Annotated in this window: 14 protein-coding genes and 1 tRNA gene; 6 read left to right on the top strand and 9 right to left on the bottom strand. The window is 69.8% G+C overall.

All coding sequences use genetic code 11. From position 1 onward, the window contains the following. Positions 1–432 precede the first annotated feature (432 nt). Positions 433–738 carry a 50S ribosomal protein L28 gene (gene rpmB, locus ACSJJU_RS05985; protein WP_435914319.1) on the top strand — a complete coding sequence of 102 codons (306 nt, stop codon included), beginning with the start codon at positions 433–435 and terminating at the stop codon, positions 736–738. Between the two features lie 269 nt (positions 739–1007). Here the strand turns inward: rpmB and ACSJJU_RS05980 are convergent, their stop codons facing one another. From ACSJJU_RS05980 to ACSJJU_RS05965, 4 genes are all read right to left on the bottom strand, one after another. Next, the gene (locus tag ACSJJU_RS05980; protein WP_435914318.1) at positions 1008–2096 is read right to left on the bottom strand and encodes an esterase-like activity of phytase family protein; all 1089 of its coding nucleotides are present in this window, start codon (positions 2094–2096) and stop codon (positions 1008–1010) included. 69 nt (positions 2097–2165) lie between these two features. Further along, positions 2166–4052: a cobaltochelatase subunit CobT gene (cobT, locus tag ACSJJU_RS05975; RefSeq protein WP_435914396.1), complete on the bottom strand. Its 1887-nt coding sequence runs from the start codon at positions 4050–4052 to the stop codon at positions 2166–2168. 3 nt (positions 4053–4055) lie between these two features. Further along, a complete protein-coding gene (gene cobS, locus ACSJJU_RS05970; RefSeq protein WP_435914317.1) occupies positions 4056–5075 on the bottom strand; it encodes a cobaltochelatase subunit CobS in 1020 nt (339 codons plus the stop codon). Positions 5076–5105: 30 nt separating this feature from the next. Further along, complete coding sequence (locus ACSJJU_RS05965; protein WP_435914316.1) at positions 5106–5708, bottom strand: J domain-containing protein; 603 nt, start codon at positions 5706–5708, stop codon at positions 5106–5108. 73 nt (positions 5709–5781) lie between these two features. Here ACSJJU_RS05965 and ACSJJU_RS05960 point away from each other — a divergent pair, with 73 nt between their 5' ends. The 4 genes from ACSJJU_RS05960 to ACSJJU_RS05945 all read left to right on the top strand — a co-directional run bounded on the left by ACSJJU_RS05960 (position 5782) and on the right by ACSJJU_RS05945 (position 8568). Then, positions 5782–6051 carry a BolA family protein gene (locus ACSJJU_RS05960; protein ID WP_435914315.1) on the top strand — a complete coding sequence of 90 codons (270 nt, stop codon included), beginning with the start codon at positions 5782–5784 and terminating at the stop codon, positions 6049–6051. Between the two features lie 329 nt (positions 6052–6380). After that, positions 6381–7274, top strand: coding sequence for an RNA polymerase factor sigma-32 (locus ACSJJU_RS05955; RefSeq protein WP_435914314.1), 894 nt, complete (start codon positions 6381–6383; stop codon positions 7272–7274). A 167-nt stretch (positions 7275–7441) separates the two neighbouring features. After that, positions 7442–7517: transfer RNA gene (locus ACSJJU_RS05950), tRNA-Thr, on the top strand. Positions 7518–7773: 256 nt separating this feature from the next. Continuing rightward, positions 7774–8568 (top strand): SDR family NAD(P)-dependent oxidoreductase, encoded by a 795-nt coding sequence (locus ACSJJU_RS05945; RefSeq protein WP_435914313.1) that lies wholly within the window; start codon positions 7774–7776, stop codon positions 8566–8568. 123 nt (positions 8569–8691) lie between these two features. On the opposite strand, the gene ACSJJU_RS05940 is transcribed toward ACSJJU_RS05945, so the two are convergent. The 3 genes from ACSJJU_RS05940 to ACSJJU_RS05930 all read right to left on the bottom strand — a co-directional run bounded on the left by ACSJJU_RS05940 (position 8692) and on the right by ACSJJU_RS05930 (position 12407). Then, complete coding sequence (locus ACSJJU_RS05940) at positions 8692–9732, bottom strand: Kelch repeat-containing protein (RefSeq protein ID WP_435914312.1); 1041 nt, start codon at positions 9730–9732, stop codon at positions 8692–8694. Positions 9733–9816: 84 nt separating this feature from the next. Beyond that, complete coding sequence (locus tag ACSJJU_RS05935) at positions 9817–10785, bottom strand: DMT family transporter (protein WP_435914311.1); 969 nt, start codon at positions 10783–10785, stop codon at positions 9817–9819. A 65-nt stretch (positions 10786–10850) separates the two neighbouring features. Beyond that, the gene (locus ACSJJU_RS05930; protein ID WP_435914309.1) at positions 10851–12407 is read right to left on the bottom strand and encodes an apolipoprotein N-acyltransferase; all 1557 of its coding nucleotides are present in this window, start codon (positions 12405–12407) and stop codon (positions 10851–10853) included. A gap of 236 nt (positions 12408–12643) precedes the next feature. Here ACSJJU_RS05930 and ACSJJU_RS05925 point away from each other — a divergent pair, with 236 nt between their 5' ends. After that, positions 12644–13516, top strand: a complete 873-nt coding sequence (locus ACSJJU_RS05925) for a LytTR family DNA-binding domain-containing protein (protein WP_435914308.1) — start codon at positions 12644–12646, stop codon at positions 13514–13516. 187 nt (positions 13517–13703) lie between these two features. Here ACSJJU_RS05925 and ACSJJU_RS05920 read toward each other — a convergent pair whose 3' ends face one another. Then, positions 13704–15596 carry a M1 family metallopeptidase gene (locus tag ACSJJU_RS05920; RefSeq protein ID WP_435914307.1) on the bottom strand — a complete coding sequence of 631 codons (1893 nt, stop codon included), beginning with the start codon at positions 15594–15596 and terminating at the stop codon, positions 13704–13706. A 79-nt stretch (positions 15597–15675) separates the two neighbouring features. Then, complete coding sequence (locus tag ACSJJU_RS05915) at positions 15676–16470, bottom strand: zinc ribbon domain-containing protein (protein WP_435914306.1); 795 nt, start codon at positions 16468–16470, stop codon at positions 15676–15678. Positions 16471–16929: the final 459 nt, after the last annotated feature.

Genomic DNA, 16929 nt, shown 5'->3' with positions numbered 1-16929 from the left:
ACAACAAGAGGGGAACCATCATGGGGAGAACACCGCGCCGGGCCGGAAAAATACGGGCCGGAGGAGTACGGGCCGGAAAAATACGGGCCGGAGGAGTACGGGCCGAAACGGAGCGCCGAGCGCGACTCGCCCTGCGCCATACCCGCGACTCCGGCACGCCCGGCCCCTGCGACTCCGGCGCCCGGCCGGGCGGGAACGGGGCGGCTCTGCGGGCGCCTTGCGCCGACTCCCCGGCCGGAGGGACGCCCGGGGCGGGGCAAAACACGCGAAAACCCCGCCCTGCCAGCGCTTTTTCGCGCCCGTTTTCACGTCAGAAGGTGCGGATCTGGTTTCGCTGGTTGACGCTCGGGCACGACTCGCCTATACGCCTCCCCTCGTATTTCTCGCCGGGTTTTCGCCCGGTGTCGGCTATTGAGATTGAAGGACCTGATCATGTCGCGCGTTTGCGAACTGACCGGCAAGGGCACCCTGGTGGGCAACAACGTGTCCCACGCCAACAACAAGACGAAGCGCCGCTTTCTGCCGAACCTGCAGAACGTGACGTTCCTGTCCGATGCCCTGGGCTCGTCGGTCACCTTCCGCGTCGCCGCTGCGGGCGCTCGCTCGGTGGAGCATGCCGGTGGCCTCGACAAGTGGCTGCTGAAGACCCACGACGACAAGCTGTCGCTGAAGGCCCGTCGCGTGAAGCGTCTGGTTGCCAAGAAGCTGGCCGAAGCTTCGGCCGAGCAGGCCGCCTAAGCCGACTGTTCCGGACCGGCGGAGCCGCAGGGCTCCGCAACCGGCTGACGCTCCGGGCCCCGGGTTCAAACCCGCCCCCTGATTCCAGCCCGGTTTCCGACTCCGGTCCAACCCGACACGCTCGCCGGGTTCAGAATTCAGAGGCACTGCGCTGGCACGTCCCGCGCAGTGCCTTTTTGCGTGCCCGCACCAGGTTGGGCTTGCTCCTGCGGGATTTGCTCTCGCGGGGAGACCTCTCTCGGGGCCGGGGCAGGCGGGAGAGGCCGCGCCTACGGCACCGCCGTCTCGGGCAGGAAGAACTTGAGCAGCAGGGTCCGTTGCAGCGGAATCCGGTTGTCGTCCGCCATGAGGTAGATGTCCCAGCCGCCCGCGCGCCGGGCAGCTGCCACCGCCTCCATGTTGTCAACGCTGAGCGGCGGGGCGAGCCGGGCGAGCGTCACGCCCGCGAGAACGCCGTCCTCCACCCGGTCCAGATCCACCAGCTCCAGCACCGCCGCAACGCCGTGCATCAGCGAGAAATGGCGGGAGAGCACCAGCGCCAGAGGACGCCCCTCGGCGGGGAGAAAGACCGCATCCGTCGGCTTGAACCCCGGCACGTTGCGATAGGTCACGGGAACCCACGGCGCGTCGCTGCCAAGGCGCATCCGCCCCTGGCTCGTATCCTCCGCCAGCAGCAGGGCCGCCCCCGTCCCGCTCACCGCCATGGCCTCGATGCCGCCGTTGGCGGGGAGCGGCCCCGGCCAGTCGTCCAGCCAGCCGGTGACACGCCGGGGCGGCCGCCGGAGCGCCGCCAGCATGTCCGTCTCCGGCTCTGGACTTTGCCCTGCTTCAACCGAGGCCGCAGGGAGAGCGTAGCGCCAGATGCGGTGGTCGCGCTCGAAGGCAACCAGAAACGCCAGCCCGTCCGCCTCCGGCACCACCTCCAGCGCCTCGGCGTCGTAGGCCGGGGCCGCCAGCGGCTGGCCCGCCTCGTCGAGGAGCGGCCCCAGGGTTGCGTCGGTGAGGCCGGTCAGCCGGCCTCCGGTCTCGACCGGGCGGGCCGCCAGCCAGTGGCCGCGATCGGAGACGGCGAGCAGCCGCCCGTCCGGCAGCAGCCGCAGGCCGGAATAGCCGCCGAACCCCGCCGCCTCGCTCGTGACATGAAGGCCGCCCCGGTACTGAAGCGCCCCCACCGCGCGGCGGGCGGGGTCGCTGGTGTCAAGCGGTACGGGAGCTGCCCTCACGGTAATGGCAAGGGGCGCGGCGGGCTCCGGCGCGGACAGGCCGGGGGCGGCCAGCCACACGCCGCCAAGCGCCGCCAGGGCGAGAAGGCTTGCGGCCAGCCGGGCGCGTCTCTTGCGGGCGGGCGGCGCGCTCATGCGGATCTCCTCCCGCGCCCGGCCCGGCGGCACACCGCCGTCATCCGCGCGCCCGCCGCATGTCCGGCCTCATGCCCGGGCAGCGCCCCGCCCGGCCCTGCGCCGGGACGGCGCCGGGCGCCGGTCGGCCTCGAACAGGCTGGCGAGCTGCTCGGTCATCACCCCGCCCAGCTGCTCGGCGTCCATGATGGTGACGGCGCGGCTGTAATAGCGGGTCACGTCGTGGCCGATGCCGATGGCGATCAGCTCCACCGGCGAGCGGGTCTCGATCCAGTTGATGACCTGCCGGAGATGCTTCTCCAGATAGTTGCCGGTGTTGACCGACAGGGTGGAGTCGTCCACCGGCGCGCCGTCGGAGATCACCATGAGGATGCGGCGCTCCTCCGGCCGGCCGATCAGGCGGTTGTGGGCCCACAGCAGGGCCTCGCCGTCGATGTTCTCCTTGAGCAGCCCCTCGCGCATCATCAGGCCGAGGTTCTTGCGGGCCCGCCGCCAGGGCGCATCGGCCGTCTTGTAGATGATGTGGCGCAGGTCGTTGAGGCGGCCCGGCATGGCCGGCCGGCCATCGGCCAGCCACTTCTCGCGCGACTGCCCGCCCTTCCAGGCGCGGGTGGTGAAGCCGAGGATCTCCACCTTCACCCCGCAGCGCTCCAGCGTGCGGGCGAGGATGTCGGCGCAGATGGCGGCGATGGAGATGGGGCGGCCGCGCATGGAGCCGGAGTTGTCGATGAGCAGCGTCACCACCGTGTCGCGGAAGTCGGTGTCCCGCTCCACCTTGTAGGTGAGCGAGTGGCTCGGACTGGTGACGATGCGCGACAGCCGGGCCGTATCCAGCAGCCCTTCCTCCTGGTCGAAGTCCCAAGTGCGGTTCTGCTGGGCCATGAGGCGGCGTTGCAGCCGGTTGGCCAGCTTGGTGACTACGCCCTGCAGATGGGTGAGCTGCTGGTCGAGGTAGGCGCGCAGACGGGCCAGCTCCTCCGCGTCGCACAGCTCCTCGGCCGCGATCGTCTCGTCGAAGCTGGTGGTGTAGACCTTGTAGTCGAACTGGGGCGCCAGCTCCGACAGGGGGGCATTGGGCCGCCAGGGCGTCGCGCCTTCCGGCCCCTCGTCGCCCAGCTCGGGATTGACCCGCTCGTCGCTGTCCAGATCCGCGCCGGCCTGCTCGGCCCGGGCCTCGGCGGGACTCTCGGTCTCCTCCTGGCCCTGCTCCTGCTCGCCCTCGGCGGCGGAGGACTGGTCCTGCCCGTCCTGATCCTGATCGCCGGACTGGTCGGCCTCGTCCTTCGGCTCCTCCTCCCGGCTTTCCTCGGATTCCTCGTCCGGCTCCTCCGCCAGCCCCAGATCCGCGATGATGCTGCGGGTCATGCGGGCAAAGGCGGACTGGTCGAGAATGTTGTCCGCCAGCGCGTCGAGGTGGCGGCCCGCCTTGGCCTCGATGTCGGCGCGCACCATCTCCACCGCCGCGCGCGCCCCGTCGGGCGGCGCCTGACCGGTCAGGCGCTCGCGAATCAGCAGGCCGACGGCGCTGGCCAGCGGCACCTCCTCCGGGCTCTTGGCGCGGGAGATGGGGTCCAGCCGCACCCGCGCCTCGGTCATGCGCGCCAGATTCTCGGCCACGCCCGCCATTTCCCGGCTGCCGATAGCCTCCACCCGCGCCTGCTCGGCGGCGTTGTAGATGTCGCGCGCCAGCCCCGCCGCAGGCTGCTGGCGGGCATGGAGCTTGCCATCGTGGTGGCGCTTGCGCAGCGCATAGGCGTCCACCCAGCCCCGCACCTCCGCCACCTGCTCGGGCGGCAGATTCCGCATGGGCTGGGGCACCCGCGCCTGGTTGCCCAGCAGCGCGGGCTTGTCGGCGGTGAAGGACACGTCCGCCTCCGGCGCGTGGCCAAGCGCCCGCATGGTCGCTGCCAGCGACTGGCGGAAGTCCTCAAGCAGGTTGGGAGACGAGGTCACGATGCGTTACTTGCGGCCGGCCGCCTTCTGGGCCCGGGACACGACGGAGTCCGGCAGCTCCTCGCCAAAGGCGCGCTGATAGTATTCCGCCACGATCGCCCGCTCCGCCTCGTCGCACTTGTTGAGGAACGACAGGCGGAACGCGAACCCGACGCTCTTGAAGATCTCGGCGTTCTGCGCCCAGGTGATGACCGTGCGCGGGCTCATGACGGTGGAGATATCCCCGGCGATGAAGCCCTGACGGGTCATCTCCGCCACCCGCACCATGTTGGCCACCGTCTTGCGGCCCGCCTCGGTGTCGTAGGACTTGCACTTGGCCACCACGATGCCGACCTCGGTCTCCGCCGGCAGGTAGTTGAGGGTGGTGACGATGTTCCACCGGTCCATCTGGCCCTGATTGATCTGCTGGGTGCCATGGTAGAGGCCGGTGGTGTCGCCGAGGCCCACCGTGTTGGCGGTGGCGAACATGCGGAACCACGGGTTGGGGCGAATCACCCGGTTCTGGTCGAGGAGCGTCAGGCGCCCCTCCACCTCCAGCACCCGCTGGATCACGAACATAACGTCCGGCCGGCCGGCGTCGTATTCGTCGAACACCAGCGCGGTCGGGGTCTGGAGCGCCCACGGCAGGATGCCCTCTCGGAACTCGGTCACCTGCTTGCCGTCGCGCAGGACGATGGCGTCCTTGCCGACCAGATCGATGCGGCTGATGTGGGAGTCGAGGTTGACGCGGATGCACGGCCAGTTCAGCCGCGCCGCCACCTGCTCGATGTGGGTCGACTTGCCGGTGCCGTGGAAGCCCTGCACCATGACGCGCCGGTTGTAGGCGAAGCCCGCCAGGATGGCGAGGGTGGTGTCGGGGTCGAAGACGTAGGTGTCGTCCCGCTCGGGCACATGCTCGTCGGCCACGGAAAAGGCGGGCACCTTCATATCGATATCCACGCCGAAGGTCTGTCGGGCATCCACCGTGATATCCGGGGCCTCGAGCGCGACGGTGCGCGGGCGGTGGGCGTGGGCGTCAACAGTCATAGATCGCAACCTTGCAAACAGCTTAGCGGGTCAGGACGAAAAAGCAGGTGACTGGCTCAGATGCGTATAGGCATCGATCACCTTGTGCAACTGGTGCTCTTGCGAGCGGTCGCCGCCATTGGTGTCAGGATGGTAACGCCGCGCGAGGCGTTTGTATTGCTTCTTGATTGTCTCCAGCGTGGCGTCGTCGCCCAGGCCCAGAACCTTTAACGCCTGCCTGTCCTTGGCCGACAGGCGCACTCCGTCCGGCCGTGCGCCGCCCGCGCCGAAGCGGCGGCCCCATCCCTTCAGGGCGCTGAGGATGCCGTGGGGGTCGTCGATGTGCAGGTCGCCCGCGCCGGCGTTGGTGGCAAAAGGGCGGCTGGAGCGCTCCCACGACGGATGGCCCGCGCGCTCCGCCGCCACCTCCTCCGCCGAGAGGTGCTTGAAGTAGTCGTAGCCGGCGTTGAAGGCCCGGACATGGTCGAGACAGAACCAGTGGTAGCCGTCCCGCTCCGGCCGGGGCGAGCGGGGCGCGCGGAACTCGCCCGGCTCCGGGCAGCCGGGAGACTCGCACCGCCGGCCATCGGCGTGCTCGACGCGACCGTGAAACCGGCTGAGCCGGCTTTTGGGGCGGGACTGGTACTCGGACACGGGTTCTCCTTGCTGCGACGCCTTGTGATTCGTAAAGGGGAGGGAACAGCCATGGCTGCCGGATGGAGCTAATATGGGCCCTGTTGCCAAGGAAGTCAGCCGCCGTTTGAGCGAGACATTTCATCCCACCCGCCTGGTGGTGCGCGACGACAGCGAACAGCATCGCGGCCACGCCGGGCACCGGGAGGGGGTGGAAACCCACTTCACCGTGGAGATCTGCGCCGAGGCCTTCCGCGGTCGCAGCCGGGTGGAGCAGCAGCGGCTGGTCTATGGCGCGCTCGCCGACCTGATGAACAACCCCATCCACGCCCTCAGCCTGAAGATCTCCGCCCCCGAGGGGTAAGGCGCCGGCTCCGGCCCGGAACACGCATTTCCGCACTCAAACGACGCAACCTTTGGCGGTTTCGAACGTTACGGGTGTGACGGGTCCGCAACGCTTTTCAGGTCGTTGCGGGGTCGCCTGTCGCACGCAGCCACGCGGCGCGCGGCAGATCGATAAGGGTGTTCTGGCCTTTCCGCTTCATGTCCGCTGGCCGCTTCATGGCAGCGCAGGTTCATGTCAGCGCAGGCGCCGGCAGCCGCCGGCCCCGGACCAGCCAGTCCCGCCCTGCCCGTTCGCGTTCCGCCCGTCGGCCAGACTGCCGGGCTCAAGATCCGACGCAGGGGGACTCCATGGCGCTAAAATCTTCACAGCCCTCAGGGATGGAAAGTCAGGCGGTGCTGCGTGCGGCCATGGCCGCGCCCATGCTCGGAAAAGAGGATGAGCTGGAACTGGCCCGCCGCTGGCGCGAACACCGCGATGTGGACGCCCTGAGAGCGCTGACACGATCCTATCTAAGGCTGGTCATCTCGATGGCAAGCCGCTTCCGCAGCTATGGCCTGCCGATGGCCGATCTCATCCAGGAAGGCACGGTGGGGCTGATGGAGGCCGCCGGCCGGTTCGAGCCGGAGCGGGAGATCCGCTTCTCCACCTACGCCTCGTGGTGGATCCGCTCGTCCATGCAGGATTACATCCTGCGCAACTGGTCCATCGTGCGCACCGGCACCACCGCCGCGCACAAGAGCCTGTTCTTCAACCTGCGCCGCCTGCGCGCCCAGATCGTGGGCGACTACGACGGCCCCATGACCTACGCCTCCCGCCAGCTTCTGGCCGAGAAGCTGGGCGTGCGGCTGAAGGACGTGGAGGTGATGGAGGCGCGCCTCACCGGCTATGACCGCTCGCTCAACGCCATGGTGGGCGACGACGGCGAGAGCGAGTGGATGGACTTTCTCGCCTCGGAGGCCCCCCAGCCGGACGAGGCGCTGGAGGAGGTCAACGACAGCCGGGTGAAGATGGACCTGCTGCGCGACGCCATGAAGATTCTGAGCGAGCGGGAGATGACCATCATCCGCGAGCGCCGCCTGGGCGACGACAGCGTGACGCTGGCAGCGCTGGGCGAGCGGCTGGGCATCTCCAAGGAGCGGGTGCGCCAGATCGAAACCCAGGCGCTGAACAAGCTGCGCAGCGCGCTGATCGACCGGGTGGGCGACCCGGTCAGCGCCGGGCTGGTGAGCAGCTACGGCTGAGCGCGCGCCCCGGCCCCGCGCCCCGGGCGCCGCGCTGGCTGCCGGTCCAGCCCCCTGCCTGACCCCCTGCCCCGTGCGCGCATCTCACCGGCCAGGTGAGAATTTTTGCCGAGGGGCGTTGATTCCTCCCTTGAGGCAAGACATACATCCTCAAGCTGTTCCATCATGCCGGATTAGCTCAGCTGGTAGAGCAACCGCCTTGTAAGCGGTAGGTCGTTGGTTCGAGTCCGACATCCGGCACCATCTCCCCCTCCGACCACAGCAGCACGGATCCCCAAAAAGCACAGATCCCCAAAAAGCACGGACCCCGAAAAGCCGGATCTGCCGGGGCGGCTGCGGCAGCAGATAAGACCCGTGCGACTCTCCGACAAACCGCCCGCGTACAGTCTTCCCCGGAAACCCAGGCGCCCGGGCGCGCCACTCCAGGGAGGGAAGAATGACGAACAGTCACAGCGGCATGGTCGGCATGGCGACCGCCAGCGGACGGGTGGGTTGATCCATGGCCGGGAATGACACGCGCACGGCACTCCGTGATCTCTTCGACCTGAGCGGCAAGACCGCGATCGTCACCGGCGCTGGCCAGGGCATGGGCCGGGGTATCGCGCTCCGTCTGGCGGACGCCGGTGCGCGCATCGTCGTCGCGGGGCGCACCGTCTCGAAGTGCGAGGCGGTGGCGCAGGAGATCGTGGACGCCGGGGGCGCGGCGGTCGCCGTCGCTTGCGACGTCACCTCGCTGGAGGACCTCGACAAAACGGTGGCGTGCGCCCGGCAGGCGTTCGGCAGCATCGACATTCTGGTGAACAACGCGGGCGGCATGCATCCCTTCACGCCGTTTGTCGATGTCACGCCGGAGATGTGGGAAGGCACGATCGACCGGAACCTGCGGGGCAGCTACTTTCTCACCCAGAAATGCGTGAAGGAGATGATCGCGGCCGGAAAAGGCGGACGCATCATCAACATCGCCTCGACCGCGGCCTTCAAGCCCGATTACCAGCTTGCCGCCTACAATGCGTCCAAGGCAGGCCTGGTGACGCTGACACGCTCGCTGGCTGTCGAACTGGCGCCGCACGGCATTCTCGTCAACGCCGTGGTGCCGGGCCCCATCCACACCGACAACACCGCGCCGGTCTATGCGGACCCCAAGATCGCCGCCATGGTCAAGGCGCGCGTGCCGCTGGGCCAGCCCGGCGCGCCGGAGGATATCGGCAATGCCGTGCTCTTCTGCGCAAGCCCGGCCTCCCGGCACATGACGGGCGGCATGATCGTGATCGACGGCGGCTTCATGTGGAGCTGAACGCCGCCGGAGTAAGCCGCCGAAGACAGCCGGTGCCGATGCCGGTGCCCTCACCCCTTCCCGATCAGGCCCTTCGTTTCCAGGGGCTTGGCGGTTTTCAGGGTCCGGGCGGATTGCAGGGCCTTACCCCAGGCTGAGCGCTTCGAGAACGTTGGTGGTGTTGGCGCCGCCCACGTGCGAGCCCCCGCCGATGGCGTAGACGCGGTTGCCCACCACCGCGCCCGCCAGACCATGGCGGGGGGTCCGCATGGGCGCCAGCGGCTCCCACACGTCGCGGGTGACATCGTAGCGCCAGACGTCGGCGATCACGCCCGCCGCGCCCTTCATGCCCAGCACCTCGCCGCCAAAGGCGATGAGGCTGCCGTCCACCACCGCCGCCGCCAGGCCGCCCGCCGCGCGCGGCATGGGGCGCAGCGCGTCCCAGCGGTCCTCCCGGGGGTCATAGCGGTCGAGCCGGGCCATGTTGCCGCCCTCCATGGTGCGCCCGCCCACCACATAGAGCGCGCCGTCGATGACGGCGCCCGCCGCGCTGTTGCGCACGCCGGGAATGGGCCGGGCCGACGACCAGCGGTTGGCGGCGGGATCGAACACCAGATGGGTGTCCACGTCCCGCTGCTGGTCCCAGCGCACCGCCCCCTCGACCGTGGGCGAGCGGCCGCTGATGAGGTGAATGCGACCCTCATGCACCAGCGCCACGCTCTCCATCTGCGGCTCGGGCAGCGACGCGGCACGAGACCACACGCCGCCCTCCTCCACGAACACCTCCGGCCGGGACTGCCAGTTGCCGCGCTCGTCGCTGAGCGCCCCGCCGATGGCGTAAACCCGTGCGCCGATGCTCGCCAGCGCCGGATGATGCCGCCGCTCGGGCAGGCGCGGACCTTCCCGCCAGCGGTCGGTGGCGGGGTCGTATTCCCCCATGCGGTCGATGGCCTCCAGGGACGGGCCCCGGCCCACAAGCCCGCCCGCAATGACGATGCGGCCGCCCCGCACGGTGGCGTAAACTTCCTGCACCTCCCACGGGATCGGCGCACAGGGCGTCCAGGTGCCCCGGGGCGCCCCGGCCCCTGCTGGCCCTTTCCCCGCTGGCGCCGCATGTGCAGCGCGCAGGGCAAGTCCGGCGGAAGCGCCAAGCGCGGCGGCAAGCACGGTGCGGCGTGTCAGCATGTCTCTCCCCCCTCAGGATTTCTGAGTCCGGGGGATGATGGCGCAAAAGTCAGCCGCTTCAAGAGGGCACCTTCGGTCAAGCGCTCACCCTGCCACGCCGGGATTGGCCGCCGCGCGGTCCCGGGCGTTGTGGGAATTGACGCACCACAGCACCGCCGAGACCAGACACACGCAGGCCAGCAGTTCCAGCAGGGTGGGCCAGCGCGCCTCCCACAGGAAGCCGTAGGCCAGGGCGAACAGGGTCTCGAAGATGATCATCTGGCCCATGAGGGTCATGGGCAGCAGGCGGCTGGCCTGGTTCCACAGGCCATTGCCCACAATCGACGCGCCCAGCGCCACCGCGCCACTGACGCCCCAGAAGCGGGCCCAGTCCGCCCCGGCATGGCCGCCCGTGCCGAAGGCGAAGGCGGGCACGGCCAGCACCACCGCCAGCGCGCCGGTGACAACGCCGGTGAGCAGGGACCAGTCGTGCGAGGACACATGGGACAGGCGCGCCAGCCAGCGGCTGTTCCACACTGCATAGGCGGACCAGGAGGCAAGCGCCGCGAAGGCGCAGACGATGCCGACCACCTGCACCCACACGCTGCCGCCCGCGCCGTGCGGCCGGGATGACAGCGCCTCCCAGCCGATGAGCCCGACGCCCGCCACGGCCAGCGCCAGCGAGGGCAGGAGCGCGCGCAGCGGCACCGCGTCCGTCTCCCGGCTGCCGACCACGGTCACCACCACCGGCACGCAGCCGAGAATGAGCGAGGCGGCGGCGACGCCCGCCATCTGCACGGCGGCGGCGAGGAACAGGTAGTAGACGATGTTGCCGAGAAGGCTGAGCCAGACGAGCACGATCCACTCCGCCCGGCCGACGCTGCCCGAGACCCGGCCCCAGCGCGGCAGCAGCAGCGCGACCGCCAGCACGCCATAGGCAAGGTAGCGCGCCGCCGAAAGCTGCAGGGGCGAGAAGTCCCCCGCGACTTTGGGGGCAAGGAACACCAGCCCCCAGAATGCGCCCGCCCCAAGGCCGCTCAGGGTGCCCAGCAACAGGTTTCGTTCCGCACGCATTTGCCTACCTCCGCTGTTGCCTATAGCGGAGGCAGGCGCGCGCGTCTTGCGGGATTATGCGGGCCTCAGGCCGCACGCGGCCCCCGCCGTGCCCGAACCGTCAGCACCAGGAGGCCAAGGCCGCACAGGGCCGGCAGCACGTCGCCGACGAGGCCGTAAAGCGTGCGGGTGCCGCGCGTCGGCAGATCGGCGACGAGGGTCTTGACCGGCCCCGTCGTCGCGCCGTGGTCCATCTGGCCCAGCGTGCGCCCCTGCGCGTCGACGGCAAGGCTGAGGCCGTCGTTCACCTGCCGGAACAGCGACGCGCCGTTCTCGATGGCGCGAAAGGCGGCCATCTGGGTGTGCATCGGCGTGATGGCGCGGTTGTCCCACGAGGGGTCGATGAGGATGTCGGCCCCCGCCCGGCCCGCCTGACGGATGAGCGCCGGGAAGTCGAAGTCGTAGCAGATGGCCCAGGCGATGCGGCCGAAGGGGGTATCGATCAGCCCCACGCGCCCCGTGCCCGGCACGGAGGCCTCGGCGGGCGTCGGATGGCTCTTGAGGTACTGGCCGCGCACCTGCCCCTCGGGGTCGATGACCACCAGCTTGTTCTCGGCCAGCGGCGCGCCGGGCGTCAGGGTGGCCATGGCCATGAACAGGTAGATGCCCTCCTCCCGCGCCAGCGCCCGGCCCGCCTGGAGGAAGGCGTCCTCGTCCTCCCGGAACACCATGGCGTTGGCCTCGGACCAGACCACCAGCTTCGCCCCGGCGCGCGCCTCCGCCCGGCTGCGCTCCAGCAGCGCCTGCTGCAACGCCAGGGTTTGCGGGCGCGCGGCGGCGGCGGCCTCTGCCGTCAGCGGCTGGCCCCGGGTGAGCGGGCCCCAGCTGTCCCTGAACACGTCGATGTTGTCGATGGTGAGGCCCGCCACCCGCACCGTCGGCACCGGGTCCGCCGTCATCGCCAGCCGCAGGCCGCCGAACAGCAGCGCGGCCACGATCAGCGCGCCGCACGCGGCAAGGGGCCGCCGCGCCCCGGGCGACGCCAGCCCGCCTTCCCACAGGTGGTTCACCGCCGCGGCGAACCAGCCGATGAGGAAGGTGAGGCCGGACAGACCGGCGAGGGAGAGGGTCTGCAGCAGCGGCAGATCGCCATACTGGCTGTAGGCGAGCGCGCCCCAGCTGCCGAGCCCCGCCCGGGTGTAGAGGAATTCGGACACCACCAGCGCCGAGGGGAAGACGAGCGTCGCGGCCATGCCCCGCAGCCGGGGCGCCAGCAGACGGTCCACCGCGCAGGGCACGAAAAAGACAAGGCCGATGGCGGCGGGCAGGGCGTAGAGCATCCAGCCCGCAAGCGGCACCACCGGATGCCAGGCGACCTCATGGGCCAGCACCTGGGCGAGCGCGCCGAGCCCCAGCCCGACCCATACGGAGGACTGGCGCACGAAGCGCAGCATGAGCGCCGGGGCGATCCACGCCGCCGCCGGCACGATGAGATTGCCGACGGTCAGGCCCGTCAGCACCATGGCGGCGAGAAGGCACGCCGCCCGGGGGGCCCATCCGGGCATCCGCCGATCCCGCCCGGAGGAGTCCCGCCCGGCGGGACGCGGGCCGGTCGAGAGCGCTGTGTCGGTTGTGTGCACCATGAGACATCTCCCCTGCCTGTCCGGTTCCGGCGCGGGGAGGACGGGGCCGGGGCCAGTGCCCGGCCGGGCCGTGCTGGCGGCGCCGGTTCTCTTGCCCGGCGCGGACGCCTGCGCCATAGTTCCGCCCGTGGCCCTCCCTGCGCGGGGGCTATGGAAACGGCAGGGAACGCCGGAACGCCAGCGCGATTGCGTCGCCCGGCCCTGCCCGTTCGCGAAGGGGGCGAAAAGACAGGACCGTGCCAATTCACGAAGCGCCAGTCGGCATGCGGGCGCACCTCGATGCGCGCCGAGTCCTGACCGAAATCTCCCTGATGCTGCTGATCGCCGTGATGATGGCAGCGATCGGCCCGTTCGGCACCTACCTGCTGGGCAGCCTGCCCGTGCGGCTGGTCTACTGGCTGCGGACCGCCCTTGCCGCCTACCTGCTCTACCGCCCCGGCATTGCCCTGTTCGCGTCCCTCGCCTGCCGCCTCGGCTTCGCGGAGGCCGCCGGATGGGTTGCCGCCGTGGTGGTGCTGAGCGCGCCGATGACGCTCTACCTGTGGTTCTTCGGCCCCGAGATCCTGCTGGACCGGCCATGGCCCGGCATCGAGCCGTTCATGGACACCTACTGGCAAGTCATCGCGCTGACCGGACCGGCAATGGCGGTGCTGTGGTGGCGGGCCGCCCCCGCGCGCGCCGCTGCGGACCCGGCCCCGGCTCCGGCACCCGAGGCCCCGCCAGCCCCCGAAACTGGCCCCGAGACTGGCCCGGAACCCGGCCCCGCGCCGCGCCCTGACCTCCCCCGCATCGGCGCGCAGCTGGCCGAGCGCCTGCCGCCCCGCCTCGGGCAGGAGGTGATCGCGCTGCAAATGGAGGACCACTACGTGCGGGTGCACACCACGCGCGGCGAGGCGCTCGTGCTCATGCGGATGGCCGACGCCGTGGCGGCGCTGGCGGCGGTGGACGGGCTGCGCGTTCACCGCTCCTGGTGGGCGGCGCGGCAGGCGGTTGCGGGCGTCGAGCGCAAGGGCCGTGCCGTCACGCTCGTGCTTGCCAACGGGCTGCGGGTGCCCGTGGCCCGGGACCGCCTCCCCCAGCTGCGCGAGCGCGGCTGGCTGGAAGCCTGACGGATTGTTTTTTTCAGGATGCAGGAGGGGCTTGCCTCTCCTGCACCTCCCTTTCGTTTCAACGGACCGCGTTTCCGATGCAGTCTGGAGGAAGAGTGATCGGGCCGCACCCCGGCTGATGCCGCGCACGGCCCGAAAAGGAACGGGAGGTGCAGGAGGGACCGGGTCCCTCCTGCAAAAACCCCCGTCACTTGTTCAGAAGCGCGTCGATCGCCGCGGCGGTCGAGGCGTGGTAGGTGCCGCGCGCGGTGCGGTAGGCGCGCTCGGCGATGGCGCGGCCCCAGTTGCCCTGCGCCACCAGCTCCCGGTAGAGCGGGCGCAGGAACAGGGTGCGGCCGACGCTGTGCAGGAACGCCTCCAGCGCAGGCACGGCGGGCTCCCAGCGGTTGGCGATGGCCAGCTCCAGCCACGCCGAGCGCACATAGGCGTTGGGCGAGCGGGAGAGGTTGAACGCCGCGTCCAGCTCCGCCAGCCGGTCCGCCGCCATCTGGCGCGGCAGGTTGCCGATGAAGCGCAGCCACTCCTGCGTGGACCAGTCGGCGGTCTTGAGCGCGGCGGCCTTGCCGCCCGCGACAAAGGCCCGGGTCTGCGCGTCGACGGCCGCCAGCGCCTCGGAGCGGAGCCGCACCGCGTTGTCCGGCAGGCCGGTGCCGTAGGCCCACGCGTCCAGCTGGAGCTTTGCCTCCAGCGCCTTGTCGCCCTTGATCTCGTGCGCGCGCAGGTCGGCCAGGAAGCCGGCGGTGGTCTGCGGCTGGAAGGCGTGGCGGTTGAAGTAGGAGGTGAGGTAGGCGTCCCAGCGCTCGCGGCCCAGAATGGTCTCCAGCGTGCGCAGGAACAGCGAACCCTTGATGTAGTCGATCTGGCCCGACTCCTCGCCGTCGTCGCCGCGCAGACGGGTGGTGGGCGCCTCCATGCCCCCGGCCAGCTCGATCTCGCGCATCAGGATGTCCCAGTCGAGATCCGCCTCCAGCACGGCGCGGGCGCGGCCGTACATGCCTTCCATGATCCGGTTCTCGAAGTAGCTGGTGAAGCCCTCGTTCAGCCAGCCATCGGGCCAGGTGGCGTTGGTGACCAGGTTGCCGGACCAGCTGTGCGCCAGCTCGTGCGCCACCAGATTGACGTTGGAGCGGTCGCCCGTGATGAACGTGGGCGTCAGGAAGGTGAGCGTCGGGTTCTCCATGCCGCCGTAGGGGAAGGCGGGCGGCAGCACCAGCACGTCATACCGGCCCCAGCGGTAGGGGCCGTAGAGCGCCTCGGCCACTTCCACCATCTTCTCGGTGTCGGCCAGTTCGTAGGCGGCGCGGTCCAGCATGGAGGGCTCGGCATAGACGCCCGTGCGCGGCCCCAGCGGACGGAAGGCAAGATCGCCCACCGCCAGCGCGATGAGGTACGGCGGCACCGGCTTGTCCATGGCGAAGCGGAAGGCGCGGCGGCCCGCGCCGGCCGGCTCGCCCTCGGGGGTGAGCCGATCGGCGCTCATCACCGCCATCAGCCCCTCGGGCACCACCAGCCGGGCCGTCCAGGTCTGGCGGATGCCGGGGCTGTCCTGCGTCGGGATCCAGCTGCGGTTGAGAATGGCCTGCCCCTGGCTGAACAGGAACGGCTTCTGCTTGCCCGCCGTCATCTGCGGCGGCAGCCATTGCAGCGCGCTCGCCCCCGGCCGGGCGGCGTAATGGACGACGATACGCTGCGCCCCGTTCAGCTGGACGGTGAGCGGCGCGCCCTTCTCGGGCTCCGCCGCGCCGAGCGACCAGGCCAGCGCCCGGCCCTGATCGTCGGTGACGCGGGTGACGGCCAGGGAGTCCGTATCAAGGATGATCTCCTTCGCCCCCGGCTGGGCCAGCACGGAGAGCGTCGCCGTGCCCCGCAGGATCTGCTCCTGGAAGTCCACCTCCAGATCCAGATCCACATGGGTGACACGGGCGATTTCCGGGCGGGCGTAGGTCATCACGTCGCGCGCCTCGGGCGTGGTGAGGATGGGCGCAACGGCCGGGGCCGCTCCCGGCTGGGCAGCGGCAAGAACGGCAGGCGCAGCGCCGAGCAGCAGGGCCGCGCAGGCTGCGGTCAGGAAAGTACGCATGGAAAGAAGCCTTTCGGACAATGCGAAGTATGGCGGCAAGGTTAACGGCCGCGCCTGTCCGGGGCAACCGGCGGCGCGCCTACCGCCCTTCGGTCGGGATCGCCAGCCGCGTGCCGCAGTGCTTGCAGTGGATGGCGTCGGGGTCGTGGTGGCTGAGCCCGCAGGCGTCGCAGGGGTAATAGACCTTGGAGGGCCGGACGATCGCCTGCGCCAGCTTCACGAACAGCGAAATGCCGATGATCATCACCACCACGGAAATCAGCCGCCCGCTCTCCCCCACCAGCGTGATGTCGCCGAAGCCGGTGGTGGTGAGGGTGGTCACCGTGTAGTAGAGCGCGTCCACATAGGTGTTGATGTCCGGGTTCTGGTCCACCTGTGCCTCGTAGACCAGCGCCGAGGCCACGAACACGAACAGGAACAGGTTGACCGCGCTGCGCAGCAGCTCGCCCTTCTCGATGAGCCACAGATGCCGCTTGGGCAGGTTGCGCAGGAACGGCACGGCGCGCACCAGCCGCACCACCCGCAGCACGCGCAGAAAGGCAAAGCTGCCGGTGAAGCCCGGCCACAGCAGCGAGCAGACGATCACCAGGTCGAGAATGGTGCTGGGCTGACGCCAGAACTTCGCCCGGGTGTAGGAGACGAGGCCCCGCATCACCACCTCGGCCAGCAGCAGCACGCCGAGCACCGCATCGAAAATATCCACCCAGAGGGTGTGCTCCGTGAAGGTGAGCACGAGGAACGAGAGCACCGTCAGCACATCGAACACCAGCAGGCCGAACTGGAACCCGTCGTTGGCGTAAAGGCGGCGCAGAAAGACCACCAGCCGCGCCATGTCCCGCTTCGCCGTATGCGACTCGTGCTCCACACGCATCATCCACTCTCCACCACACGCCCGCCCCGGGGCTTCTCCCCCACGACCATAAACGCCGGGGGCGAACTTCCACAGAACTTTGAACGGGCGGGAAACAATCGGGCAGTTTTATGCGCGGCTCCGGGAGAAGCGGCTGCCGGGGTCAGGATTCCCCAGGTGATTGGTGCCTTGCATCGGAATGCAACCAGTAAAATATACGACTACAAGAACAGGCGGCCCGGCTTGCGCCGGCTTGTCCGCCAATGGTAATTTTCAATTGTCTTGAGGAAGCCGGCAACCCTTCCCCAGGACGCTCGAGCAGCACGTTCATCCCGCGTTACACGTCTATCCTTCTTGTCTTAAAACAATGGCTCGCAAGATCGAGCCCTTTTCAAAACGAACTTTTTTCCATGGACATCGGCGGGGAACTTCTCCCCGCCGATTTTTCTTTTTTCAGCTGACCCGTATTTTCCCCTGCCGCCG

Source organism: Pedomonas sp. V897 (genome assembly GCF_051304405.1).
In the GTDB taxonomy this organism is placed as follows: Bacteria; Pseudomonadota; Alphaproteobacteria; order Sphingomonadales; family Sphingomonadaceae; genus Pedomonas.
The sequence above is the reverse complement of the archived record's forward strand: the minus strand, read 5'-3'. Positions and strand labels throughout refer to the sequence as shown.